At 63.3% G+C, this 24848-nt stretch carries 22 protein-coding genes; 11 read left to right on the top strand and 11 right to left on the bottom strand.

Annotated features, from left to right (window positions below; translation table 11 throughout):
* Positions 1-66: 66 nt before the first annotated feature.
* Together LNV07_RS23620 and LNV07_RS23615 are read right to left on the bottom strand one after the other, a co-directional pair.
* The gene (locus tag LNV07_RS23620; RefSeq protein WP_263573659.1) at positions 67-1050 is read right to left on the bottom strand and encodes a GNAT family N-acetyltransferase; all 984 of its coding nucleotides are present in this window, start codon (positions 1048-1050) and stop codon (positions 67-69) included.
* The gene (locus LNV07_RS23615; RefSeq protein ID WP_263573658.1) at positions 1047-3086 is read right to left on the bottom strand and encodes a S9 family peptidase; all 2040 of its coding nucleotides are present in this window, start codon (positions 3084-3086) and stop codon (positions 1047-1049) included. The genes LNV07_RS23620 and LNV07_RS23615 overlap by 4 nt, the downstream gene beginning before the upstream one ends.
* A 159-nt stretch (positions 3087-3245) precedes the next feature.
* Between LNV07_RS23615 and LNV07_RS23610 the strand changes: the two genes are divergently transcribed.
* Positions 3246-4874 (top strand): peptide chain release factor 3, encoded by a 1629-nt coding sequence (locus LNV07_RS23610; protein WP_263573657.1) that lies wholly within the window; start codon positions 3246-3248, stop codon positions 4872-4874.
* Between the two features lie 66 nt (positions 4875-4940).
* Here the strand turns inward: LNV07_RS23610 and LNV07_RS23605 are convergent, their stop codons facing one another.
* The 3 genes from LNV07_RS23605 to LNV07_RS23595 form a co-directional block, all read right to left on the bottom strand.
* Positions 4941-5222: a hypothetical protein gene (locus LNV07_RS23605; protein WP_263573656.1), complete on the bottom strand. Its 282-nt coding sequence runs from the start codon at positions 5220-5222 to the stop codon at positions 4941-4943.
* A 118-nt stretch (positions 5223-5340) separates the two neighbouring features.
* The gene (locus tag LNV07_RS23600; protein WP_263573655.1) at positions 5341-7959 is read right to left on the bottom strand and encodes a TonB-dependent receptor plug domain-containing protein; all 2619 of its coding nucleotides are present in this window, start codon (positions 7957-7959) and stop codon (positions 5341-5343) included.
* Entirely contained in the window at positions 7956-8366 is a 411-nt protein-coding gene (locus LNV07_RS23595) for a hypothetical protein (protein ID WP_263573654.1), read from the bottom strand. Before LNV07_RS23595 ends, LNV07_RS23600 begins: the two co-directional genes overlap by 4 nt.
* Here LNV07_RS23595 and LNV07_RS23590 point away from each other — a divergent pair.
* Entirely contained in the window at positions 8365-9054 is a 690-nt protein-coding gene (locus LNV07_RS23590; protein ID WP_263573653.1) for a response regulator transcription factor, read from the top strand. The genes LNV07_RS23595 and LNV07_RS23590 overlap by 2 nt on opposite strands.
* Positions 9055-9203: 149 nt before the next feature.
* Positions 9204-9389 (top strand): hypothetical protein, encoded by a 186-nt coding sequence (locus LNV07_RS23585; RefSeq protein ID WP_263573652.1) that lies wholly within the window; start codon positions 9204-9206, stop codon positions 9387-9389.
* 36 nt (positions 9390-9425) lie between these two features.
* On the opposite strand, the gene LNV07_RS23580 is transcribed toward LNV07_RS23585, so the two are convergent.
* The 3 genes from LNV07_RS23580 to LNV07_RS23570 form a co-directional block, all read right to left on the bottom strand.
* A complete protein-coding gene (locus LNV07_RS23580; RefSeq protein ID WP_263573651.1) occupies positions 9426-10016 on the bottom strand; it encodes a hypothetical protein in 591 nt (196 codons plus the stop codon).
* A 135-nt stretch (positions 10017-10151) separates the two neighbouring features.
* On the bottom strand, positions 10152-10928 hold the full coding sequence (locus LNV07_RS23575; protein WP_263573650.1) for a substrate-binding periplasmic protein: 777 nt from the start codon (positions 10926-10928) through the stop codon (positions 10152-10154).
* Positions 10929-10979: 51 nt separating this feature from the next.
* Positions 10980-11945, bottom strand: a complete 966-nt coding sequence (locus LNV07_RS23570) for an MBL fold metallo-hydrolase (protein ID WP_263573649.1) — start codon at positions 11943-11945, stop codon at positions 10980-10982.
* 129 nt (positions 11946-12074) lie between these two features.
* Between LNV07_RS23570 and LNV07_RS23565 the strand changes: the two genes are divergently transcribed.
* Positions 12075-13262, top strand: coding sequence for a GNAT family N-acetyltransferase (locus tag LNV07_RS23565; protein ID WP_263573648.1), 1188 nt, complete (start codon positions 12075-12077; stop codon positions 13260-13262).
* A gap of 6 nt (positions 13263-13268) precedes the next feature.
* Here the strand turns inward: LNV07_RS23565 and LNV07_RS23560 are convergent, their stop codons facing one another.
* Positions 13269-14282 carry a DUF2950 domain-containing protein gene (locus LNV07_RS23560; RefSeq protein WP_263573647.1) on the bottom strand — a complete coding sequence of 338 codons (1014 nt, stop codon included), beginning with the start codon at positions 14280-14282 and terminating at the stop codon, positions 13269-13271.
* Between the two features lie 14 nt (positions 14283-14296).
* Complete coding sequence (locus tag LNV07_RS23555; RefSeq protein ID WP_263573646.1) at positions 14297-15559, bottom strand: DUF3300 domain-containing protein; 1263 nt, start codon at positions 15557-15559, stop codon at positions 14297-14299.
* A gap of 231 nt (positions 15560-15790) precedes the next feature.
* Here LNV07_RS23555 and LNV07_RS23550 point away from each other — a divergent pair, with 231 nt between their 5' ends.
* Entirely contained in the window at positions 15791-16687 is an 897-nt protein-coding gene (locus LNV07_RS23550) for a hypothetical protein (protein ID WP_263573645.1), read from the top strand.
* Between the two features lie 9 nt (positions 16688-16696).
* Here the strand turns inward: LNV07_RS23550 and LNV07_RS23545 are convergent, their stop codons facing one another.
* Positions 16697-18904, bottom strand: coding sequence for a D-(-)-3-hydroxybutyrate oligomer hydrolase (locus LNV07_RS23545; RefSeq protein ID WP_263573644.1), 2208 nt, complete (start codon positions 18902-18904; stop codon positions 16697-16699).
* Between the two features lie 121 nt (positions 18905-19025).
* Between LNV07_RS23545 and LNV07_RS23540 the strand changes: the two genes are divergently transcribed.
* From LNV07_RS23540 to LNV07_RS23515, 6 genes are all read left to right on the top strand, one after another.
* Positions 19026-19634: a helix-turn-helix transcriptional regulator gene (locus LNV07_RS23540; protein WP_263573643.1), complete on the top strand. Its 609-nt coding sequence runs from the start codon at positions 19026-19028 to the stop codon at positions 19632-19634.
* Between the two features lie 314 nt (positions 19635-19948).
* Positions 19949-20719: an ABC transporter ATP-binding protein gene (locus tag LNV07_RS23535; protein WP_263573642.1), complete on the top strand. Its 771-nt coding sequence runs from the start codon at positions 19949-19951 to the stop codon at positions 20717-20719.
* Positions 20719-21429: an ABC transporter ATP-binding protein gene (locus LNV07_RS23530; RefSeq protein ID WP_263573641.1), complete on the top strand. Its 711-nt coding sequence runs from the start codon at positions 20719-20721 to the stop codon at positions 21427-21429. Before LNV07_RS23535 ends, LNV07_RS23530 begins: the two co-directional genes overlap by 1 nt.
* A gap of 34 nt (positions 21430-21463) precedes the next feature.
* Entirely contained in the window at positions 21464-22675 is a 1212-nt protein-coding gene (locus tag LNV07_RS23525) for an ABC transporter substrate-binding protein (RefSeq protein ID WP_263573640.1), read from the top strand.
* A 271-nt stretch (positions 22676-22946) separates the two neighbouring features.
* The gene (locus tag LNV07_RS23520) at positions 22947-23834 is read left to right on the top strand and encodes a branched-chain amino acid ABC transporter permease (protein ID WP_263573639.1); all 888 of its coding nucleotides are present in this window, start codon (positions 22947-22949) and stop codon (positions 23832-23834) included.
* Positions 23835-23836: 2 nt separating this feature from the next.
* The gene (locus tag LNV07_RS23515; RefSeq protein ID WP_263573638.1) at positions 23837-24844 is read left to right on the top strand and encodes a branched-chain amino acid ABC transporter permease; all 1008 of its coding nucleotides are present in this window, start codon (positions 23837-23839) and stop codon (positions 24842-24844) included.
* Positions 24845-24848: the final 4 nt, after the last annotated feature.

Genomic DNA, 24848 nt, shown 5'->3' with positions numbered 1-24848 from the left:
GTCGGCCAAGGCAATCGTGGATATAGACGGATTTTTGGGCCGTTTTGTGACGCCGCCGGCGCTTGATCAGCGCAGGTGCTTCTCCATGAAAACGCCCGTTCCGTCGGCCACCCGATCGCCAAACGGCCCGCAGCGCTGGTAGCCGAGGCTGGCGTAGAGCGCCAAGGCTGCGGGCTGGCGGATGCCGGTCTCAAGCCGGCAGACGCCGATGCCGCGCTCGACCAGGTCTTGCTCCAGGGCCTGCATCAGCCGCCTGGACAAACCGCGCCCGCGCTGCTCGGGCAGCACATAGAGTCGCTTGATTTCGCCGTAGGCCAGGGCATCGGCATCCTGCATGCGCTTGACGGCGCCGCAGCCGGCCAGCTCGGCCCCAAGCCAGACGCCAAGGAACAAGGCGTTCGGCTGTTTGAGCCCCCAGGCGCTTTCGAGATGGGCAGCGTCTATGGCCGGATACAAGTCGCGCATGCAGCGATCCGAGGCCGCCAGCAAGGCCTGGGCGGCAGCGCTGTCGGCGTCCAGTGGCCGGACAAGAATCTGCGGCTTGTAGCCCGGATGCCGATACAGATGCCAGCGGCCGCCACGGAACTCGCGCAGTTGCTCCAGCGTCGCGCCGACCGCCAGCGCCAGCTGGATCGAGGCGCTGTTGGCGGCATTGATGAAGCTGATCAGGGGCAGCTCCGGCGCCTCGCGCAAGGCCATCGCCTGCACCGCGCGCACCGCCTCGCTGGCGAAGCCCTGGCCCCAGTACGCGCGGCTCAGCGCCCATTTGATCTCGGGCTCGGGCCAGTCGTTCGGGTACCAAAGCCCGGCCGCGCCGAGCACCGCGCCCGTCACCTTATGTTCCAGCGCATAAGGCCCATAGCCGCGCAAGGCCCAATGGCCGGCCATGCTGGCCATCGCGCGCCAGCTCTCGCCCTCGCTCAAGGCGCGCCCGAAGGTGAAGCGGGTGCATTCGGGGTCGGCGTAATGGGCGTGCAGTGCCGGCCAGTCGGCGTGCACAAAAGGGCGCAGGATCAGGCGCTCGCTTTCGAGCCGGGCAGGGAAGTTCAAGGCTTGTCGTCTTTCAAATGCTGGCCGAGAAACTTCTCGACCCGCCGGGCGAAGTCGATATGGGTATCGACCTTGCGCCAGCTGTGGCCCTCGTTGTCATAAGTGACCCATTCGGGCGGCCGCCCGGCCTCCTTCAAGGCCGCACGCAGGCGTTCGCCATGGACCAGCGGCACCCGCTTGTCGCTCTCGCCAAAGGCCAAGAGCAGCGGTGCCTGAATCCGCTTGGCCTGCGCCAGCGGTGAATTGGCCGTCAGCATGGCGGCGTCCTTCTGCACATCGCCCACCAGCTCCGGCAGCGCGTAGCGGCGGCCACTCGAGCTGACGTCATCATTCAACCACCACGGGGCGTCGAGAAACAAGTTCGGGTCGGTCACCGCCACCCAGGCCACGCCGCAGCGGTACAAGTCGGGGTGCCGCACCAGGCCCATCAGCGTGCTGTAGCCGCCATAACTGGCGCCAGCGATGCAGGCCTTGTCGCTGGCCAGGCCCTGCTTCTGGGCCCACAGCAAGGCGTCGGCCACATCGTCCTGCATGCTCTGACCCCATTGCTTCCAACCGGCCTTGTAATGGGCATCGCCATAGCCGGTGCTGCCGCGGAATTCGGGGCTGATGACCAGATAGCCGCGCGAAGCCAGGAACTGCTCCATCGCCTGCCATCGCCAGTGACCGATACGCACCCAAGGGCCCCCATGTACCAAGACCACGGTGGGCAGCGGTTGGCCGGCCTTGCTGCCCGCCGGCTGCGTCAGCCAGACCGGCAGGTCACGGCCATCGCGCGCCTTGATGCGCTGCAAGTCGACCGTTGCCATGCGCTTGGGCTCGATGCCGTCCAGCACCTTGCTGATCGATTGCCAACGCTTGTTGGCCGCCTCGTAGAGGTACAAGCGGCCCGGATCCTGATCCGAGTAGCTGCGCACCAGGACGACCATATCGTCGGCGCCGCAGCGCCGGCAATTGAGCCGATTGACGCGGCCGGGCAGCACCTCGTCGGCCAAGGCTTGCATGCGCTTCATGTCCTCATCGAACCAGATGGTTTGCTCGCCATCGGTGTCGACCCGCACGCCCAGGGCGCGGCCACCGGCGCGATCCAGCACCATGCCGCCAAGCAAATCGAAGCCCGGCGTGGTCACGATTGCCGGTCGCTGCGGCGCGCCCTTGTCAAAGTCGAAACGGCTCAGCACCGTGTAACCCTCGGGGCCCTCGTTGAATTTCAGATACAGATTGCCGGCATCATCGACGGCCGAGGGCGTGAACGCCGGCTTGAGCATGCTGCCCTGGGCCAGTTGCCGCCACTGGGTTTCACCAGGGCCGCGCCAGTGCACCGCCACGCTGTCTTTAACGCGCGTGGCGGCCACCCGCGGCTGCCCCTTGCTATCGAACAGCCAGTGCACCGTGCCGGTCGGCGCATTCAGATCGATGCTGCGAGTGCGGCCGGTGCGAGTATTGAGCCAAAGCGGCGTGAGCGAGTTGACCTCGTTGTGACCGAAGTCCATCTTGCCGACCACCACCTCCTCGGGTGTGACGCCTTCTTGCTGCAGCGGCACCGCCAACAACTGATGATTCCATTCCAGCGAGCGGTCACGACTATCGCCGCTGCTGACAAAAGGCTTGCCCTGGCGCCTGACCAGCTGCATCAGCTTGCTGCCATCGGGGTCGGCGGCATAAAGCCCCGGCGCATAACGGCGGTCTTCACCGCTGCCGGCCTCCAGGTCCAGCACGCTGAAGACCAGGCGCTGGTCGCCGACCCAGTCGAATTGCACGATATCGGCATCCGAGAATCCGGCCGCTCGCGTCGCCTTATTGCCTTCGCCCAGGTCCACCACCACAAGACCGACCCGGTTGCCGCCTTTCGAGGTGGTCAAGGCGAGCTGTTTGCCCGAGGGCGACAGCTTGGCCTCGAGCACCGCCGGGCGCTGGAAAAACCGCTCGATCGGGACGGGCTGGTCGGCCCTGGTCTCCGCCGTCACGCCAACTCCGGCCAAGGCCGATATCAACAAGCCGAAGCTCAGCCTCGCCAGGCATGGTTTCATGCGCATCTTCGTTCTCCCCCTGCTTTTAATGCGCGCAGGATAGCAAAGCGGCGCACCAAATTGGGCCTGCAGCGTACCCAACGCGGTCGCTGCGATAATCGGCGACCTAATTTTCTCGACCCAAGCGTGCGGCTGCCCAAGCTGAGCGCGCCGAGCGCCGCCACTATGTCAGCCGATCTGCCCAGCCAAATTCAATCCGAAGTCAAGCGCCGCCGCACCTTTGCGATCATTTCCCACCCGGACGCCGGCAAGACCACGCTGACCGAAAAGCTCCTGCTGTTCTCGGGCGCGATCCAGATCGCCGGCTCGGTCAAAGCCCGCAAGGCCAGTCGCCACGCGACCTCGGACTGGATGGAAATCGAGAAGCAGCGCGGCATTTCGGTCGCTTCCTCGGTGATGCAGATGGAATACCGCGACTGCGTGATCAACCTGCTCGACACCCCCGGCCACCAGGACTTCTCGGAAGACACCTACCGCGTACTGACCGCGGTCGACGCGGCGCTGATGGTGATCGACGCGGCCAACGGTGTCGAGCCGCAAACTCGCCGTTTGCTGCAGGTCTGCCGCGCCCGCAACACGCCCATCCTGACCTTCGTCAACAAGATGGACCGCGAGGTGCAAGACCCATTGGCCTTGATGGACGAAATCGAGCGCGAGCTCGGCATGACGGTCGTGCCTTTCACCTGGCCCGTCGGCATGGGCAAGCACTTTCACGGGGTGATGGACCTGCGCCAGCAGCAGATGCGCGTGTTCTCGCCCGGCGAGGGCAAGGCCGGTGGTGACGATGAAATTCTGCAAGGCCTGGACAACCCCGCCTATGCCGAGCGTTTCGGCATGCAATACGAGCAGGCCGAGGGCGAGATCGAGCTGGTGCAGGACGCGGCGGCCGAGTTCAATCTCGATGACTTCTTGACCGGCAAACTGACGCCGATGTTCTTCGGCTCGGCGGTCAACAACTTCGGCGTGCAGGAGATTCTCGACGCCTTGGTCGAGCTGGCCCCGGCACCGGCCGAGCGCGCCGCGATGCAGCGCGTGGTGCAGCCCGATGAGCCCAAATTCACCGGCGTGGTGTTCAAGATCCAGGCCAATATGGACCCCTCGCACCGCGACCGGATCGCGTTCCTGCGCGTCGTCAGCGGCCATTTCGAGCGCGGCATGCGGCTCAAGGTGGTGCGCTCGGGTAAGGAGTTACGCCCCAACACCGTGGTGAGCTTTTTGAGCCAGCGCCGCGAGCTGCTGGACGAAGCCTATGCCGGCGACATCATCGGTATCCCCAACCATGGCGTGCTGCAGCTCGGGGACACCATCACCGAAGGCGAGGCCTTGCAATTCACCGGCCTGCCCTTCTTCGCGCCGGAAATGTTCCGCGCGGTCGAAGTGGCCGACCCGCTGCGCACCAAGCAGCTCAAGGCCGGCCTGACCCAGCTCGGCGAGGAAGGCGCGATCCAGGTCTTCCGCCCGATTGCCGGCTCGGTGCTGCTGCTCGGCGCCGTGGGCCAGCTGCAGTTCGAGGTGGTGGCGCATCGGCTGGAGCATGAATATGGCTGCAAGGCCCGCATCATGCCGAGTCGCTTCCAGGTCGCGCGCTGGGTCACTTGCGATGACGCGAATGAGCTGAAGCGCTTTATCGACGCGAACGATCACCGCATGGCCTATGACGCGGTTGACGCGCCGACCGTGTTGGTCGAGTACGCACCGGAGTTGAGGGCGATCGAGGCCAACTGGCCGAAGATCAAGTTCCACGCGCTGCGCGAGCATGCGGGGCTGGTGTTCCAGAAGCGGCTGGAAGGGTGAGGCGGGGAGCTTTTAGCGGCGCCAAAACTTCGGCTTCTACCGCCCCCCGCCTCGAAAGGCCCAGCGCTATCTCGCCGCGCCACCCTTGTCGATATGGGCATTGCCCTGCAGGCTGATCTCCTTGCGCAGTGCCTCCAGTTCGGCGGCCTCTGCCGGCGTTTGCGGTGTCTTGGGCCGGGCCGGCGCGCGCTTCAACATGCTGCCGGTGACGGTCTCCGGCGCCTCGTAGGGCTGTTTGGCAGCGGTGGTCGGCGCTGGCCCGGCGCAGCCGGCGGCGCCTAGGCTCAGCAAAGTGGCCAGGCCCAGAGCGGCCGTCGAGTTGATGCGTTTGTCGTGGTTTGTTTGCATATTTGATCTCCCTGTTTTTCTCTCGATCTGTTTCAGACAAAAAAAACGGGTGCGGCTCAAATCAGCCGCACCCGCTAGTTCACTGCTGGTTCACATCCAGTCGGCTATAGGCCCGACATCAGAAGGTGTAGCCCGCGCGAGCGTAGAACACGCGGCCGACCGGATCGGCAAAGCGTGGATCAAAGCCGGTCTGGAAGGTGCGCGTCTGGTTGGAGAACGGCGGATCCTGGTTGAGCAGGTTGCGCACGCCGGCGGTCAGCGAGACCGACTTGATCGGCGCCCAGGTGCCGTACATATCCCAGATCGAATAGCTGTCGACCTTGTGCTTTGGATCTTCATCCGTGTAGCCGGTCTTGTAGCGGTTCACCAGGCCGAGACCAAAGTCGCCATGCTTCCAGCCCAGGCTCAAGGACTGTGACCAGCGGAAGATCGGGCCGTTGTTGCCGCTGTAGGTGCCGGCACGTTGAATCCAGGCACCGTTCTCTTCGTTCTGATACTCGTACTTGTTGACGTAGGTGCCATTCAGGCCGGCACTGAAGGTGCCCAGCGCGGCGGTGCGCAGGCGGTAGTTGGCCGTCAGGTCAACGCCATTGGTCCGGACACCGCCCAGATTCTTGGTCAGCAGTTCGACATAACCGCATTTCACACCGGGGCAGAGCGAGCCGTCTGTGGCCAGGGTGCCGTCGGCGGCACGCTTGAACAGGCTCGCGTACTTGACCGGGTCGGCGAACACCGCGTTCTCCGGCAGCACGTCGATCTTGTGCTCGTAGCTGATCCACCAGAAGTCCAGACCCACGCTGGCGTCCACCATGGGCTCGAACACAAAGCCCAGGGTCTTGTTGACCGAGGTCTCGGGTTTGAGATTGGGGTTGCCGCCGCCGAGGGACTGGAACTGCTGGTCGCAGTTGGCCGCCTTGGGCGCGCCGGGGATCGGCTTGCCGCCCGGGCAACGCACCGGATCATCGTGGTTATTGCCCGTGTTGGTGTAAGTCTGCGGCGCATTCAGCTCATACAAGGAGGGCGCCCGGAAGCCGGTCGAGTAGGAGCCGCGCATCAGCATCTGTTTATTGGGCTGGTAGCGGAATGTGAACTTCGGATTGGTGGTGCTGCCCGAATCGCTATAGCGATCGTGCCGCAAGGCAGCGCCCAACTCCAGGCCCGCCAGCACCGGCAGCGAGACTTCACCATAGACCGCGCTGACATTGCGTGTGCCATGGTTGTTGATCGTCGGGTCATAGCCGGTGCTGGCCACGACCTTCTCGGCAAACTCGGTATTGGCCTTGTTGGTGAAATCTTCCTTGCGGTACTCGGTGCCCAAGGCCAGACCGGCGTTGCCGGCACCCAGCCAATTGCCGAGTTCGCGGCTCGCCTTCAAGTCCAGCGATGTGACCTTGCCCAGGCCGGTGTAGAGCGTGCCGCGGACCGCTGCCTTTTCAAACACGGCTTTGCCTGCAGCGTCTTGGGGCCCGAACGGGTTGATCACACCGGTCTTGACGCCGGCCGTGATTTGCGCGCCGTCGGTATAGCCGCCGATCAATTTGTTGATGATCTCGTTCTCGTTGTAGGCCAGGCCGGTTTGGTAGTCCCAGCCGGCCAGGGTGCCTTCCAGATTCGCGACAAAGCGCTGCTGTGTATTGACACTTTCGTCGGCGCGGCCGCCGCTGATTTCATCCCGCATCTTGACGGTGATGGGCAGCTTGGCGTCGATCTTGGCCGAGGCCGGCGCGGCCGGCGTGATGCCTTTGCCTGGGTAGTACTTGGTGCCGGGGTCCATGCTCAAGGCGCCGTAAGGCACGCCGGCGATCACGGTCTTGTTGGTGTTCTCGGCGCGGAAATACTCGAAGCTCAGCAGGTGATCGTCGCTCAGTTGCACGCTGGCCTTGGCCAAGCCCGACAGGCGCTTGGTTTCGGGCACCAGATCGACCACGCGGGAGTACAGGTATTTGCACCCGACGGCACCGTCGGACACCAGCATCGGCGAGGCACAGCCTGGCGCTGCCGGGTTGGCGCTGTCGTCGTTCTGGTAATAGTTGGCCGGGAACGGCGTCGCCGAAGTCTTGGGCGTGCCGCGGTTGACATAGGGGCGCTGACCGGCGTTGAGCGGATCTTGCTGGCTGTAATCAAACACGGCAAATATGTTGAACTTGTCCTTGGCCAGATCACCGTAGCCGCCGCCGAGGTTGAAGTTCTTCGACTTGGCGCCTTCCTTTTGCGGTGAGTCCAGGCCCAGCGTGAGGGTGCCGCCGGTGAAGCTCTTCTTGGTGATGAAGTTGATGACGCCGCCGATCGCGTCGGTGCCGTACAGCGCCGAGGCGCCGTCACGCAACACTTCAACACGTTCGATCGCCGCGAACGGGATCATGTTCAGATCGGGTGCGGTCGCGTCGAGCGCGTTGTTGGCGATGCGCCGGCCATTCAAGAGCACCAGCGTCTTGTCTTGGCCGAGGCCGCGCAAATTGGCGAAGGTCGCACCACCGGTGGCCGAGCCGACGGCCTGGCTGCCGCTTTGGGTGGTCTGGCTGGCCGAAATCCGGCTGAGCATTTGCTCCACCGAAGTGACGCCTTCGTTCTTCAAGTCGCTCATCTTGATGACGGTGACCGGGTTGGCGGTTTCACCATCGATACGCTTGATCGCTGAGCCGGTCACTTCGACACGGTCCAATTGCTGTTGCGCCTGAGCTTGCACGCTGAACGCGGCCAACAAGGCCACGGCCAGGCTGATATGGGTCTTCTTCACGAACATCTCCTCGATACATATTGCATGGGTTGCCCGAATACCTGGGTTTGGCTTCGGGCCTGGGTTTGATCGGCGGCTTGTTGCCGCCTTTCCAGCACTGCGTTGTGGCCTTGCAACGGACTTTCAATCTGCGGCGCGGCTCTTTTTGGGGCAGTGAAATCACTCTTCCACCGCAAGTTAAATGGCAACCCCAGAGAATTTAAATGGCAGCTAAATGCAGGGAAAATTGGCCGGACTTGCGTGGCCTGTAGCCAACAAATCACCCGCTGCGTTTGGCGCAGAACGCCAAATTTGATCGGTATCAGAACGCCGAGACCAGACGGATTTTGTCGGGGCCCGGAACACCAGCCGCCAAGCGGCTCATGACTTTCGATTTTTGCCATCGTCTCGGTATTGAATGCTGGCATGAACGTCTTGCTGTTTGAAGATCAACTTGAACTCGCCCACCAACTGCGAAGCGAACTCGCGGACTACGGATACCGGGTTACCTGGGTTCGCCAGCTCACAAGCGCCCTGAGTCAACTTGAAGGTGGCGGCATTGACCTGGTATTGCTGGACCTGGGCCTGGCCGACGATGCGGGGCATAGCTTGCTGCAGCGCATGCGTCGTGATTGGCCCAGAACGCCGGTGCTGAATCTGACGACATTGGATCTTCTAGGCGACAGCCGGCTCTTCGGCGCCGATGGGAATGCGGCCCACGACTTCTTGCTCAAGCCCTTTGCGCCCGCCGAACTGCGGGCTCGCCTACGCGCGCTGGGTTGCCGCAGCTTTGGCGCGGATACCGAGTGCCTGGATCTGCGTGGCCTGAGTCTGAACCTCGGCGCTCAGCGCGCCAGCCTCAACGGCCGGCCGCTAGAGCTGTCGCGCAGCGAGTACCTGCTGCTCAGTGCGCTGGCGACCCGCGCCGACCGGGTGCAGACCCGCCGTGTGCTGGAGGAGCAGATCGGCTCAAGCGTGGTGGGTCGCGCCAGCAATGTGCTGGACGTGCAAATTTCCAATTTGCGCAAGAAGTTGGGCGAAGGCTATGTCAGAACCGTCAGGAATGTCGGTTATGTGATCGATAGACGCACGGAGCCGCGCGGGCAGCCAAGCTGATGATCCCTGCTTCGTTCTGCCTCCGGCCGCGCCGTTGTGGCGCTTTGTGAGGTTTTAGGCGCAAGTTCGGGCCTCGATTCATGAGATATTTAGGCCTATGAGCGGATGCCTTTTTGCTGTCCGCCCTCGCCCAAGGAGGAGCTTTGATCATGCGAACCTTGAACGAAATGCTCGCCAAGAAGCTGCTGACGCCGGATCAGCACTTCGAAATCCTGAGCTGGGCCACGCGCGCCAGAACGCCCGAGAAAATCATGGAAATGCCGCCGCATTTATGGCGCTCGCTGGAGCTGGCCAGCGTGCTGATGGGCTTCGAGGTCGGGCCAGCTAACGCTTGAAATAGGCGGCTCTGATCAAGGCTAGCCGCGGGGGGCTCACATGCCGCGCAGTTCCAGTCGCACCAGTTGAAAGTGCACTTCAGGCCCCTCTTGCTTCAGGCTGACCAGGCGGAAGTTCTTGCTGCTGCCGACCTTGTAGACCCGTTCACTGACGGAGGCGCTGATTTCATTGCAGCCAAGCCGGTCGTCTTTCGGCTCCTTGGCCTTTTTCTCGTTTTTGGACGCCAGCGCCGCCGGGCTGCCGACGCTGCAGTCGAGCACGGGGCCATATTGGCTCAAGGCCTCACGGTAGTAGTTGCTGATGCTGTCGATGCCGTCCGTGATGCCGTATTTGGAGACCTGCAACTTGAACCCAAAAGGGCCGAAAGACAGGCCCAGCGACACCCCCGACTTGTCGTTCCTGTCATCGGACCGCGCAATGGCGCCCGGATAGGCCGGCAAGCCAATCTCCTTCAAGCGCGCCAGTTCTTGGCTGCGGCCGGGCTTGCCGTCGTCGGAGACGGACAGCGCAGCGTTGATCTCCGTGGCCTGGGCCAGGGGCGCAGCCGCCAACATCGCCAGACCGAAGCCCAGCGCGGCAAGGCCAGAGGAGATGGGGTGATTGGCGGGGTGTTGCTTGGGCTTCATGGCGGGCTCGCATCCATTCAAACAGAGTGGAGCCAATGTATAAGCCTCGCTGCCCCCGGCCCAGTGAGATTCGACCAATTGCACGGCAGAAGGTACAGAGCGTCGAAAGGGCAGACTGGGATTGTCAAAATCACTTCATCGCGTCTGCTCGGGATTGCGCAAATATTGCTCGCGCAAAGCCTGCAATTCGCCCGAGCTTTGCAGCTCGTCAAAACCCTTGCGGAATTGCGTCAATAGCTGCGCGTCGACCTTGGGATTGAAGGCGAAGTAGCAACCATAGCCCGGCTTCAACAGGTGAAAAGCCTGCAATTCGGCCGGGTCGAAGCCATGGCGTTGGACCTGGAACAAGCTGGGCAAGAGCAGGCCGGCGAGCATGTCGAGACGCTCTGCAAACAGCATGCGCACGCCGATTTCACTGCGCGGCGTCTGGTAGATCACGGTCTCGGGGACACCGGCATCGCGCAAGAGTTGAGCCGAAGGCGAACCTCGGCCGACGCCGATTTGCAAAGGCGCGGCGGCCTGCCCCGGGTCGAACTTCAGCTCGGCGCGCCGCCGCAGTTTCATCAGCACGATGTCGCATTTGTCGAGCGGCCCCACCCATAGAAATTGCGGCTCGCGTTCGGGCGTGCGCACCGTCACGTAAAGCAGGCTGTTCGGCTCCGCCTGTGCCTCGCGCAAGGCCCGCACCCAGGGCATGTTGACTCGCTTGATGCCGAGGCCGGTGCGTTGCGAAATGCGGTCCAGCACCTCGTTGGCCAGGCCTCGATGCTTGTCGCTGTCAAGGTAGGCAAACGGCGGCAGGTCTTCGCTGAAACCGGTCAGATCAAGCGCCCGCGAGGCGCCACTTGCCAGGCAGACACCCAGCCCCAAAACCAATATTCGCGCCAACCGAGCAGAACGGAACTTGATCATGTCGGCCTCGCAATCAATCAATCGCTTTGAAAAAACTGCGCTTCAGCGGGGTCAGGGCTTGCTGCTGTAATTGAGCGGCATCCAATCATAGCCCGCCTTGGCATTTGGTCGCAGCCGGCCCAGACCAGGGAAGGAGACATGGGCGATGGCCAGGTAATGGCCCTGTGCGGCGGCCTCGGCAAAGACCTTCTGGCGCTGCGGCGCGGCGGCCTTGGCGTCGGAGTCGAACGCGATCGTGACCGCCGGATTCGGGAACTGCACCGCTGCCACATGCATCAAGTCGCCCAGGATCAATAGCTTCTGGCCTTTGCTCTCGACCGCATAAACGCTGTGGCCGGGCGTGTGGCCGGGCGTCGCGATGCTGCTCACACCGGGCACCAGCTGGGTAGGGCCGTTGAACGTTAGCAATTTGCCGGCGTCTTGGTAGGGCTTGATCGTGGTCATCGCCCGGCTGAAGCCCGGCTTGTCATCGGCGGCGGCTTTCTCCATCTTCTCGCCGCTGAGCCAATGCTCGGCCTCGGCCTTGTCCATGCGCAGCACGGCATTTGGAAACGCCGGTTTGCCGTCCGCCGCCAGCAAGCCGCCCATATGGTCGCCATGCAGATGGGTGATGTAGACCTCATCGACCTGCTCCGGGCTGTAGCCGGCGGCCTTCAGGTTCAGCATCAAGCGGCCCAGGGTCGGGCCGAACAGGCCGGCCGCGCCGGTGTCGATCAAGACTAACTTCGAGCCCGTGTTGACCAAAAAGGCATTGACCGAAGTCTCCAGCGGCAGCTTCAGATAGGCCCGATCGAGCGCTGCCTGGACCTCGCCCGGCGCGGCCTGCGTCAACAGCTTGTCCATCGGCAGCGCCACCGTGCCGTCGCTCAAGGCGGTGATCTCGAAGTCACCGAGCATCATCCGGTAATAGCCGGGCGCCTGGGTTTTGACTTGCGGGGCGGCGGCGTTAGTGCTGGTCGCCGGCACAAAAGCGCAGGCAGCGGCAATGGCGAAAGGCAAGGCGGCAAGGCGATTCATCGGTCTTCCTTTGACGAGACGGGATTGGCTGCACAGCATAGCAAGTGGCCGGAAACCCTGCCGACGATCGTCGACAATTCTGCTCGGCGGCGCAGGGGCGCCACAAAGACTTCAACAAGGACCGAGCCCATGAAGAAGATCGGCATCGTCGGCGGCATTGCCTGGGCCTCAACGGTCGAGTACTACCGCTTGATCAATCAATGGGCGCAGGCCCGTCACCTAGCGCAGGGACTAAGCGGCACGCCGCAGTTCCCCGAGTTCGCCATCGAGTCGGTCAATATGGCCGAGTCGCATGCACGCCGCGGCGTGGCCGGTGACGAGGCGTCCTGGGCCCGCTTCGACGCCTACTTCCACGCCGCGCTGCTGCGCCTGCAGGCCAGCGGGGCCGATTTCGCCATCATCGCCAGCAACACCCCACACAACCGACTTGCCGCGATCACGTGTGGCCTGCGCATGCCGGTGCTGAGTATCTTCGAGGTGGTCGCCAAGGTCGCCGCCGACTTGGGCGTCAGCGACTTCTTGATCCTGGGCACCGAGCCGACGATGCAGGGCTCGGCCTTGCCGACGGTGCTGCAAAACCATGGCATTCGGGCCCATGTGCCGATGCAGGCGGCCGATCGCTTGCAGTTGGCAACGGTGATCGCCGAGCTGCAGGCCGGACCGACCGAGCACGCCGCCGAGCAGATCGACGCTCTGGTGCGGCGCAGCTGTAGCGATTTGGCACAGGCCACCCGGCTGGCCGTTGGCCTGGCCTGCACCGAGTTGCCGCTGGCCTTCTCCGGGCAACTCGGTCAAGCCAGCTTCGAGCGCGATGGCAGGCTCCATATCAACACGAGCTTGATCCATGCGCGGGCGGCGTTCGAGTTGGCGGTGCGTGCCGACGAGACCCTGACGCGCAGACCGGCTAGCCCCGACGATGTTCCCTTCTTGTTGCAATTGCGCCGGCAAACTCTTCACGCCTATCTGACCGAAGCGGGTTTGCCGATAGACGCCGAATCCGATCTGGCGCGGGTGATGTTCAAGTTCGATGTGGCCGAAGTTTTACTGCACCAGGGGGCGGCGGCCGGGCTGCTGAAGATGACGCGCAGCGGCAAGGATTGGCTGATTCATCAACTGCAAATCGCTCCGCTGCTGCAGGGCCGAGGTCTGGGCGCGGCGCTGCTGCGGCAGCTGCAGGGCGAAGCAAGCGCGGCCGGCGCCGGCCTCAGCCTGGGCGTCTTGAAGCGCAACCCCGCCCAGGCACTCTACCGACGCTTGGGCTTTGTCGACGATGGCGAGAACGAGCTGGAATACCTGCTGCGCTGGCCGCCAAACTGAGCACGGTCAGCGCCCGCTGAATTGCTCGGGCATTTCACGCTTCCAACTCTTGTCAGGGTCGTAACTATTTATTTGCTCGGCGATCGCGGTGGTCTCGCGCCCCAGGTTCTTCGAATACACGACGCCGTCGTGGTTGACGATAAAGCTCAACACGCCCGAGACACCGTAGCGGGCCGGCGTGGCCAGCAGTGCAAAGCCGCCAATCTGATGCTCCCCCACCAGATAGTCGTAGGCACCGCCCTTGGCGTTCGGCCCTTGCGATTGCAGAGGGCGGAAATAATAGCCATGCAGGGGTTCCGGTTCGTCATCGGTGCCGCGCCAGCGCCCCAGGCTGGCCAAGGCAAAGCGCGCACCCATCGGCGACAAGGCCTTGCCTTCCTCGGGCGGCCAATACAGGCCGTCATGCTGCCCTTCGCTGCTGACCATGCGCTGGGCGTATTCAAGCAGGCCGTTATGGGTCCGGTCGCGCCGCACATATTCCTGCTGCGCCTGCACATAGGCCAGCATCACCGGCATAACGTTCAGCTCATTGGCACCGATTTGGCGATCCAGAAATTGCCGCAGGCCGGCCTTGGTGTCGAAACGCCATTGGCTCTTCTCTTGGACCAAGGGGAAGGGGAAAGGCCAGTTGGTTTCGCCGAGCAGCAAGGTCGCACGCCGCGTGCCCTCGAACTCGATCACATGGCCGCGCTGGTAGGCGCTCATTGAAATGGCGCGGTTCAGCAGGTCTTCGTGCGCATCACCGGAGTCAATCACCTTGCCGGCGCCGCGCCCCATGATGGCCACCACCCGCGCTTCATCACCCGCTTGCACGGCCGCATAGAGCGCCTCCGCAGCGGCCTCGGGCGTGGCAAAGCGCAATTGCGCCGGCCGCTTGGCGGCTGCTTTGACAGGGGCGGCGCTGATGACTGCCGGGTCGGCCACTTGGGCCTGGCTGGCCAGCGGCAGCAGTGGCGTGGCCATCAGCATCAGGCCGGCCAAGGCCGCGCGGGGGAATGAGGATGAAATCTTGCTGTTCATTTTGCGCTGCTCCATCATTTGGAATGGCCGCCGGGGCCGCCCTTTTGCAGACCCTGTGGCGCCGACTTGGGCGCCGGGCGAACGGCCGGCCGGGGGCTGGGTTTGGCCACGCTTTCCCGGCTCTGGCGGCCTCGGTCGGCTTGGGCTTTGACCACTTCACGGGTCGGCAGCGGCCTGGTTTCGGGCCGATATTCCGGTCTGGCGCTCGGCGTAGGCGATGGCCTGGGCGCAGGCTTGGGCTGGGGCTTGGCCTCCGGGCGGGTGGCGGGCCGCTGCAGTTGCGGCGCGGGCGGCATGACGCCGGGGCGCGGCCTGACTTGCGGATCATCGCCACGGTCGGGGCGCAAATCCGGACGACTATTGGGCAGCGGGCGGGCAGGCAGCTTGGTGCCGGTCACGCGCTCGCGCACCACATCGTCGCGGTAAGCCACGCCCTTGCGATGCTCGGGTCTGTGTTGCCACAGCTGGGGTCGCGAAGGGCGGTTGTTGACGTTGATGGTGATGTCGTTGTGAACATGGATATGGTGGTCATGCCAGCTGGGCCGGTAGTCGCTCCAGATCGCATGGCTGATGCCAATCGCCAGGCCCCAAAAAATGCCGGCGGCCATCGCGTCTCCATAGCCATAGGGCCGGTAACGCGGCGGCGGCGCCCAATACCAGGGCCGGTAATTGGGCCAGTACCAAGGTCCGTAGACCACGGTGGGGTTGTAGTAGGGCACATAGATCACCTGCGGCTGTGCGGGCTCGATGACGATGACCTTCTCCTGCACCACCACCGTTTGCTGGGTGTTGCTCTGCAGGTTGCCGGCTTGCTGCGCCTTGGCGCGAAGGCCTTGCACGGCATCCATCACGGCATTTTGCTGGGCCAGGAATGCATCTCCGAGTTGCTGGGTCCAGTCCAGCTTCTCGCTCATCATCACCAGCACCGAGGGGAACTGCAGCAGCGAGATGATGCTGCTGTCCCAGCCTTTGCTGGCCGCGGCGCGGGTCAGCGCTTCACCCTTGAGCGCGGCATTGGCGGCCACAAATCGTTCGGCGGCCACGATCTCAAGCGGGTAAGTGGCGGCTGCCAAAACCTGCATCAGCAAGGTGTCTGGATACAAGGCCACAGGTGCCAGCATTTGGTCCAGCTGTTCTTGACCGAACAGTACGGCTTGCTCGGCATCTGCGCCGCTATTGGCTTGAGCCTGGGCTCGCGCAGGCAGCGGCGGAACAGTGAGCAGCAAGGCCGCCAGCAGCATGCCGGCGGTCGGCAGCATTCTTGTGATCAAGCGCATCGGTAGAACCTTTCACTTGGGCCATGGAGATGACCGTTAGTAGCGAAGAGTTTAACCCTGCGAATTTGCTGCCTTGTCGAGTCGAAAATCTAATCGGCAGGTCTGGCGTCAAACCCTCCTCCATCGCGGCAATGGCTTGTGGCGGGTCCAACTCACCCTGCATCTTGCGCCGCCCTAAAATTGCCCCCTCCAAGGCTCATCTCTTGAGCCGCAGCGCAAATCACAGTCATCATGTCAGAAGCTATCGGGCACAGCGCCGTAACAAATTCAGAACCCGCGAGCTCGGTCCTTGACTTCGCCAATTCCCGCTGGCGAGTGCGGCGGCCCAAGCCTTTTGTGCTGGTGTTCGAGGGAGAAGTCGGCGCGGGTGCCGAAGCTTGCGACTACCTACACGACAAGCTCTTGCTACCCGAATGGCGCGAGGCCTTCTACCAACTGGTCGACGCGACCGGCCTGGTGGTCTGCCTGAATCTGCACACGAAGCACCCGACCTATCGCGATGTGCGCGGCCGCTCCAGCAAGGGCCGGCTGAGCCAGGGCGAGTATTACCACCACGACGGCTGCTCGGGCCCGTCCAAGCCACGCTTTGTCGAGATCCGTTGCCCGATCCAGCCGCAAACGCGCGGCGTGGCCACCGCCGTGGCGCCGCATCACGCAGTGGTGGCGGCGATGGTGCAGGTGTTGCCGGCCGAACTGGCCGCTGCGCCGGCGCTGGCCGCGCAAGACCTGAGCCCAGCGGCCCTCACCCAGATGAATGATGCGGCGCTCGACCAGTTGCAAGGCCTGATCACACGCTCGGTGCGCAAGAAGCTGAATGCCGAGGGCGCGCGCGCCTACTTTCGCCAGGTGGATCTGGCGGCCGACGCTTACTTTGAGCCCTGGCAGCTGGGCGAGAGCCGCATCATCGCCAACGCCAACAATACCGGCGTGACGATGCAGCATCGGCGCGCCTACCAAACGCCGCATACCGGCGGTGTCGCCAACGGCCATCTGGTCAAGCGCTGGCCCAACGAAGAGTTGCTGCTGCCAGGCCAGGTGCTGGACCCCGCCTTCATTGCCGCGCTGTGCAGCGAGGAAGGCGAGGAGAGTGAAGGGGGCGACCCGGCTTGTTATCTGGGCCCCCATTGAACCTCGCCGTCAGTCAGGGATGCTCAACACCCCGGCCGCAAAGCCGATCGCATCCGACGCGGCCGGCGTAGGCGCCCAGACCGGCACATTGGCCAGCGTCACGTTGACGCCCGCCGCACGCGGCGTCGTGTGCACGACCTGGCTGGCCGGCAAGGCCGTGCTGTTCTTCAGATGGGCCCACATCTGGTCCATCGCGCGGCCGAAGTAGACATGCAGCGGCACCAGGCGGCTGTCATAGCCCCACGCTGGCACGGCGATAAAGGTGTCGAAATGCTGCGCGTTGGTGACCTCGTAATAGCGGGTCTTGGACGTTGCCGCTTCGAGCACCTGGTTCTTGCCGTAATAGGCCCGCGCGGCATGGTTCACCGGGATCAGCGTGTCGCTGCGGCCGGCCACGATGATGGTCGGAACGGCGCGCAGCTTGGCGGTCAGCTGCACCTCACCCATACCGGCGATGACACGGTCGGACCAACTTTTTTGGGTGCCGAACAGGCCGGCGCCGCTGACGGCATCCTTGCCGGTCACCAGCGAGCGCATGCACAAAGCGCCGTCGAGGGCGAAGTCGGCTAAGCCGACACCAGGTGCACCACTGCCGGCCGATAGGGCCAGGAAGTCCCACTTGGCGCCGCCAACCGAGTCGTTGTAGACGATGTTGATACCACCGGTCGGCGGCACGCCGTTGCCCGTGGAGAACAGGCCGGCCTGGACTGTCGCGCTCTGCGCGATGACATCGCCTAGGTTGGGTCCGACGGTCACATTGGTGTTGGCATAGCTGTAGCCGCAGACGTTGTCGCTGGGCTTGAACTTGCCGTAGCTGTTCACATAGTTGACGACGATGGAATTGGTGGCGTAGCGGAAGTGCGATTGATGCAGGAAGTTACTCTCGCTCTGCCAGCCGTACGCATTCAACTTGGCCAGCGCCTCGTCGGCCTGCTCTGCGAGTGTCGTGCCGGCCAGCAGACCGCGCGCTTTCAAGGCCGAACAGCGGTTCTGCACATTGGCGGCCATGGGTGCCAAATTGATCTGCGGCCCCGCTTGGGCGGACGCCGACGCGCAGGGCTGATAGATGTTGGCATAGCTGAAGTAGTCGATCAGCGGCTTGCTGTGCGTCGCCACCGCGGCCGCGCTGCCCTGCTTGATGGTCAGCCCCGTGTTGGCACCGGGCTGCGCCATCGGCTCGGTCACGGCCACGCCGTCGATCAGACCCTCGGTGTCTTGCTCGGCCGCGGCCAGCGCGGCACCGCCGCCGTTGGAAACCGAGGAGGCGATCACGATCGTCTTGGCCGGGGTTATGACGACCTCTTTCTTGCCCGGTTGAGCGGGGATATCGGTGCCGTATTTTTCGTTCAGCACATAAAAAGCCAGCTTGACCGCACGCAGCGTGTCGCGGCCCCAGTCCTTTTCGGGATTCTGCTGCGAATGCGCGTGCTTGTAGGCCACCCGGTTCGGGAAGGCGGCGATATAGGCCAAACGCTCGGCCTCGCTGAGACCGGCGTTGAAATGCGCCTTCTTGCCGGCCACCGTGGCGGTGTCGATCGTGCCGTCGATCTGTATCACCTTGTCGCTGCTCAGATCATGCAGGCCATTGCCCGAACCCTTGTCGGTATAGGCGACCGCGCAACCATGTTTGAGCCCCCATTCGCCGGCGGTGCCGATGGCGCCGTACACGCCGCGCGAACCGGATGAGGTCGCGGTCACGATGCAGGGGTTCTTGACGTCAAAGCTGTTCGGCACTTGCACCATCAGCACGACATTCTGGCGGCCCGTGCCGTCATCGACGACGGTGATGTGCTCGGTGCCGGCGACCTTGCCTTCGCCCAGCGTGTCGCCGCCGTTGATGTCGATATTGGGGCCGTACAAGCGCGTGAAGCCACCGACGACCGTGTAGTCAATCAAGGCGCGGTAGTTGTTGTAGATCGCGTTGCGGCGCAGCTCGGCCACGGTCGGCGTGGCTGGGACGGCAAAGGCCGGTGCGGCCCCGGCCAAGCCGGTTTTGCCCAGACCGGCGGTCAAGAGGTCATCGCTGCTGCCGTCATAGCTTGCCTGTGCCACGGTGCCGGTCACGAAGGCCGGTAGGACGTTGACGACCGGCGCGGGCGGCGGCGGGGGCTCGGGCGCCGGGTCATTGTCACTGCTGCAAGCACCCAGCAAAATTGGCGCGGCTATCAGCAGCGCATGCTGAATCAGGGTTCTATTAAAACGGCGTGGACTCTTCATGGCATCGTCTCCTGTGGAATATCGTTGGGCTCGAATTCGTAGGGGGCGAATGCCGAACAGGCGAGCGCCCTCGCAGCGCTTGTCATACAGCCGCACGAATAATCGGTTAGCCTACGCAGCCATGGAAGCAGCAGCAAGCCCCAAAACTACGCCAGGGTTTTCCCCAGCCGACGCCTTTGCGGCGCTGAGCCCGTTGGGGCTGGCGTTGTCGCACGAGCGCGTGCTGAGCTGGGTCAATCCGAGTTTCGCTGCGATGTTTGGCTACGAACCGACCGAATTGATCGGCAAAAGCTTCGCCCTGCTCTTTCCCAGCGAGGCCGAATTCAAGCGCATCGGTCTGCGTATTCAAAACGCGATGCAGGGCTGCGGCAGCTACCAGGATGAGCGTTTGATGCGGCGCCGCGACGGCCGTCTGCAATGGTTCCGCGTACATGGCCATGCCCGCGATATGGCCGCGCCCTTTCTAGAGGCGGCCTGGACTTTTGAGCGCGTATTCACCCGCCAATGCGACTCCGAAGCGCTGACGCCACGCGAACGTGAGGTCTTGACAGCGATGGCCGCAGGGCAGACCGCCAAAGAATCCGCCAGACTACTCGGCCTGTCGCCGCGCACCGTCGAGAAGCTGCGCGCCGGCCTGAGGCAGCGCTATGACGTGCACAACGCCGCCGCCCTGGTCGGCCGCGTGATGGGCGCGAGCGCCTCGGGCCAGGGGCAAATTAGCTCCAGCTAGGAGTCTGCGCGGCAGAAGGCGGCGATAGCGAGAATCGACCCCAGCCAGGACAGTTGGTGCCGGATTTGCAGCCCCATAGCCCGGCTATGGGGCAAAAAGACGGTGCCGAATGGACGGCTGCGGTCGGTTCGCAGCCGCCGATCCTTCTGCCGCGCAGACTCCTAGCGTGCTCAAGCCTGTTTTTGCGGGCGGCGTGTCGGTGATTACCCTAGAGCAATGCTACGTAAAGGAAGTTCCGGTGTCAGGTCTTGCCTTTACGCCCTACATTGGGGGCCTAACTTCAATCGCGCCCTGATCGGGTGCGTCGGTGCACAGTGAGCGAACTAATTCTCGAAACCCGTGGACTCAGCAAAGACTTCAAAGGCTTTACCGCCGTTGACGGCGTAGATCTGCGGGTCCAGCGCGGTGCGATTCACGCCTTGATCGGCCCCAACGGCGCCGGCAAAACCACCTGCTTCAACCTGCTGACGAAGTTTTTAGAGCCAACGCGCGGCAGCATTCACTTCAATGGCGTCGACATCACCGGCGAGAAGCCGGCCGAGATTGCCCGCCGCGGCGTGATTCGCAGCTTCCAGATTTCGGCCGTGTTCCCGCACCTGACGGTGCTGGAAAACGTGCGCATCGGCCTGCAGCGCTTCACCGGCACCAGCTTCCATTTCTGGAAGGGCCTGACCGGCCTGAAGCAGCTTGATGCCCGTGTGCTTGCGCTGCTGGAGTTGGTGGACCTGCGCGACATGGCGGCGCTGAAGGCGGGCGATCTGCCCTATGGTCGCAAGCGGGCGCTCGAGATCGCCACCACGATGGCGATGGAGCCCACCCTGATGCTGTTGGATGAGCCGACACAGGGCATGGGCCATGAGGACGTGGACCGCGTCACCGCCTTGATCAAACGCGTCGCCGAGGGCCGCACCGTCTTGATGGTTGAACACAATATGAAGGTCGTGTCCAAAATTGCCGACCGCATCACCGTGCTGGCCCGCGGCGCCGTGTTGGCCGAAGGCGACTACGCCGAGGTCTCCAAGCACCCGGCCGTGCTGGAGGCCTATATGGGCAGCGAAGCCGCCGAACTCCAGGGAGCCCATTGATGACCGCCGCCCTTGAGATCAGCAATCTCCACGCCTGGTACGGCGAGAGTCACATCCTGCACGGCATCAATCTGAGCGTGCAAAAGGGTCAAGTCTTGACTTTGCTGGGCCGCAACGGCGCCGGCCGCACCACCACGCTGCGCGCCATCATGGGCCTGACCGGTGCGCGCAAGGGTTCGATCAAGGTGCATGGTGTCGAGACGATCGCAATGGCCACGCACCGGATCGCGCATCTGGGCCTCGGCTACTGCCCGGAAGAGCGCGGCATTTTTGCCTCGCTGACGACCGAAGAAAACCTGCACCTGCCGCCGCGCCTGAGCGGTGGCCGCGCCACGCCGATGAGCGACGAGCAGATTTACCAGATGTTCCCTAACCTGGCAGAGCGCCGGCACAGCCCCGGCACAAGGCTGTCTGGGGGCGAGCAGCAGATGCTGGCGGTGGCGCGAATTTTGCGCACCGGCGCCGACATCTTGTTGCTGGACGAAATCTCCGAAGGCCTAGCTCCCGTGATCGTGCAAACGTTGGCGCGCATGATCACGGCGCTCAAGGCCCAAGGCTTCACCATCGTGATGGTGGAGCAGAACTTCCGCTTCGCCGCGCCGCTGGCCGACCACTTCATCGTGGTCGAGCATGGCGAGGTGGTGGAGTCTTTCTCTGCCGCAGAACTGCCGGCCAAGCAGGCCAAGCTCGACGAATTGCTCAGTGTTTGATCCCTCCCCTTCCCCAACTGACCAGGAGTAGCCCATGACCCACAAGCTCAAACGCATCGCCCTCGCTTCCATCGCCTCCCTGGGATTGGCGAGCGCCGCCCAGGCACAAATTTCCGGTGACACCGTCAAGATCGGTTTCATCACCGATATGTCCAGCGTCTACGCCGACATCGACGGCGCCGGTGGCGTCGAAGCGATCAAAATGGCGATTGCCGATATGAAGGGCATGGCCGGCGGCAAGAAGATCGAACTGATCTTTGCCGACCACCAGAACAAGGCCGACGTGGCCGCCAGCAAGGCCCGCGAGTGGATCGACACCCAAGGCGTTGACATGTTGATCGGCGGCACCAACTCCGGCGCCAATCTGGCCATGGCCAAGATCGCGGCCGAGAAGAAGCGGCCCTTCATGGTGATCGGCGCCGGTTCGGCCCGCCTGACCAATGAAGATTGCACGCCTTACACCATCCACTACGCCTACGACACGGTGGCGCTCGCCAACGGCACCGGCTCGGCCGTCACCAAGGGCGGCGGCAAGAGCTGGTTTTTCTTGACCGCCGACTATGCGTTCGGCGCCTCGCTGCAAAGCGACACCGCCACCGTCGTCGGCAAGACCGGGGGTCAGGTCTTGGGCAGCGTCAAGCATCCGCTCAATGCCAATGATTTCTCCTCCTTCTTGCTGCAAGCACAGGGCAGCAAGGCGCAGGTGCTGGGCCTGGCCAACGCCGGCGGCGACACCATCAACGCGATCAAGGCCGCGAATGAGTTCGGCATCACCAAGACCATGAAGCTGGCCGGCCTGCTGATGTTCATCAACGACATCCATTCGCTCGGCCTGAAGACCACCGAGGGCATGTATCTGACCGACAGCTGGTACTGGAACCAGAGCCCGGAGGCGCGCGAATGGAGCCGCCGCTTCTTCGAGAAGATGAAGCGCATGCCGTCCTCGCTGCAGGCCGCTGACTACTCGGCCGCCATGCATTACCTGAAGGCCGTTGACGCGATCAAGACCGACGACGCCGACAAGGTGATCGGCAAGATGAAGGACACGCCGATCAATGACTTCTACGTCAAGGGCAGCATCCGCAAGGAAGACGGCCGCGGCATCCATGACATGTTCCTGCTGCAAGTGAAGTCACCGAAGGAGTCCACCGAACCTTGGGATTACTTCAAGGTCGTGACCCGCATCCCGGGTGACGATGCCTTCACCAAGTTGGCGGATTCGAAGTGCCCGTTGGTGAAAAAGTAATGCCTTTGGGGACAGACCGCCCGAGCGTACCCGCGAGTAGCTCTGTCCCCAACTGATTAGGGTTGTGTGCCGGATCGCCCGCCTTTGCGCTTGCAAGCGCAAAGTCCTTCGCCAGCCACAAGGGAGCCCGCAGGGGCTTCCTTGTGCGCGGGCTCAGAGCGAAGCGAGTAGCTCGGGCACCAACTGATTGAGCGGGTTCTTGGCGACAGGCCGCCCGCCTTTGCCCGCCAACAACCGATTGAGCGGGTTGAATTGACTAGATGACGACAAGATGACTGATCTATTTGGTATTCCCATCTCGGCACTATTGGGTCAGCTCTTGCTGGGCCTGGTGAACGGCTCGTTTTACGCGATGCTGTCGCTGGGCTTGGCCGTTATCTTCGGCATGCTCAACATCATCAACTTCGCCCATGGGGCGCTGTACATGATGGGCGCCTTTCTGGCCTGGATGGGGCTGGAGTATCTGGGCCTGAACTACTGGATGATGCTTTTGCTGGCACCGCTGGTGGTGGGCGTATTGGGCATCTTGATCGAGCGGCTGATGCTGCAATGGCTCTACAAGCTCGATCACATCTACGGCCTGCTCTTGACCTTCGGCATTACGCTGGTGATGGAGGGCGTGTTCCGTTCCTTCTACGGCGTTTCGGGCCAGCAGTACCAGGTGCCTGAGGCCCTGCAGGGGGCCACCAATCTGGGCTTCATGGTCTTGCCCAATTACCGCGCCTGGGTGGTGGTCGCCTCGATCACGGTTTGCCTGGGCGTCTGGGCCTTGATCGAGAAGACCACCTTGGGCGCTACCTTGCGCGCAGGCACCGAGAACCCCAAGCTGGTGCAGGCCTTCGGCATCAACGTGCCGCGCATGATCACGCTGACCTATGCCGGTGGCGTGGCCTTGGCCGCCTTTGCCGGCGTGCTGGCGGCGCCGATTCTGCAGGTTAGCGCGCTGATGGGCAGCAATCTGATCATCGTCGTGTTCGCGGTGGTGGTGATCGGCGGCATGGGCTCCATCCTCGGTTCGATCTTGACCGGCTTGGGCCTGGGCATCATTGAGGGCTTGACCAAGGTGTTCTACCCCGAGGCGTCGAGCACGGTTGTGTTTGTCGTTATGGCCATCGTGCTGCTGGTGCGGCCGGCCGGTTTGTTTGGCAAGGAAAAATAAGCATGACCGCGCTCGCGTCCTCTTCAAAAACTCCCCTCAATCCTGTCTACGGCTATGCGCTGCTGTTCGGCGCCATCGCGCTGCTGCCGGCGCTGGGCGTCTACCCGATCTTCGTGATGAAGGTGCTGTGTTTCGCCTTGTTCGCCTGCGCCTTCAATCTGCTGGTCGGCTTTACCGGCCTGCTCAGCTTCGGCCATGCCGCCTTCCTGGGCACCGCCGCTTACGGCGCTGGTCATGCGCTGAAGGTCTGGGGTTTTTCGGCCCCGCTGGGCCTGGTCTTCGGCGCGCTGGCCGCCGGCGTGGTTGGCCTAGGGATTGGTCTGCTGGCGATCAAGCGCACCGGCATCTACTTTTCGATGATCACGCTGGCGCTGAGCCAGATGCTGTACTTCTTCTTCCTGCAGGCCTCGTTCACCGGCGGTGAAGACGGCCTGCAGTCGGTGCCACGCGGCAGCTTCTTCGGCCTTGACTTGGGCAACGACCTGACCCTCTTCTACGTGGTGCTGGCCATCTTCATCGGCGCCTTCTGGCTGATCTATCGCACCGTGCATTCACCGTTTGGCCAGGTGCTGACCTCGATCCGCGAGAACGAGCCGCGCGCAATTTCGCTGGGCTACGACGTCGACCGTTTCAAGTTGCTGGCCTTTGTGCTGTCGGCCACTTTGGCCGGTTTGGCCGGCGCCACCAAGACCTTGGTGCTGGGTTTCGCCACCTTGACCGACGCGGTCTGGACGACCTCCGGTCTGGTGATCCTGATGACTTTGGTGGGCGGCATGGGCACCTTGGTCGGGCCGATGGTGGGCGCGCTGATCATCATTTCACTTGAGAACAAGATCGGTGACCTGGGCAAGGTCTTGGCTGACCTGACCGGCATCAACTGGTTCAATGGCCTGGGCGAATCGGTCAGCCTGGTGACCGGGCTGATCTTCATCGTCTGCGTGCTGGCCTTCCGGCGCGGCGTAGTCGGCGAGGCGATCGCCTTGTGGGACAAGGCCAGGGCCAAAGCCTAATCGA

Origin of the sequence: Roseateles oligotrophus, assembly GCF_025717515.1 — a bacterium.
GTDB lineage: Bacteria > Pseudomonadota > Gammaproteobacteria > Burkholderiales > Burkholderiaceae_C > Paucibacter_A > Paucibacter_A oligotrophus.
Note: the sequence above shows the minus strand (reverse complement) of the source record. Positions and strands in the feature narration are given on the sequence as shown.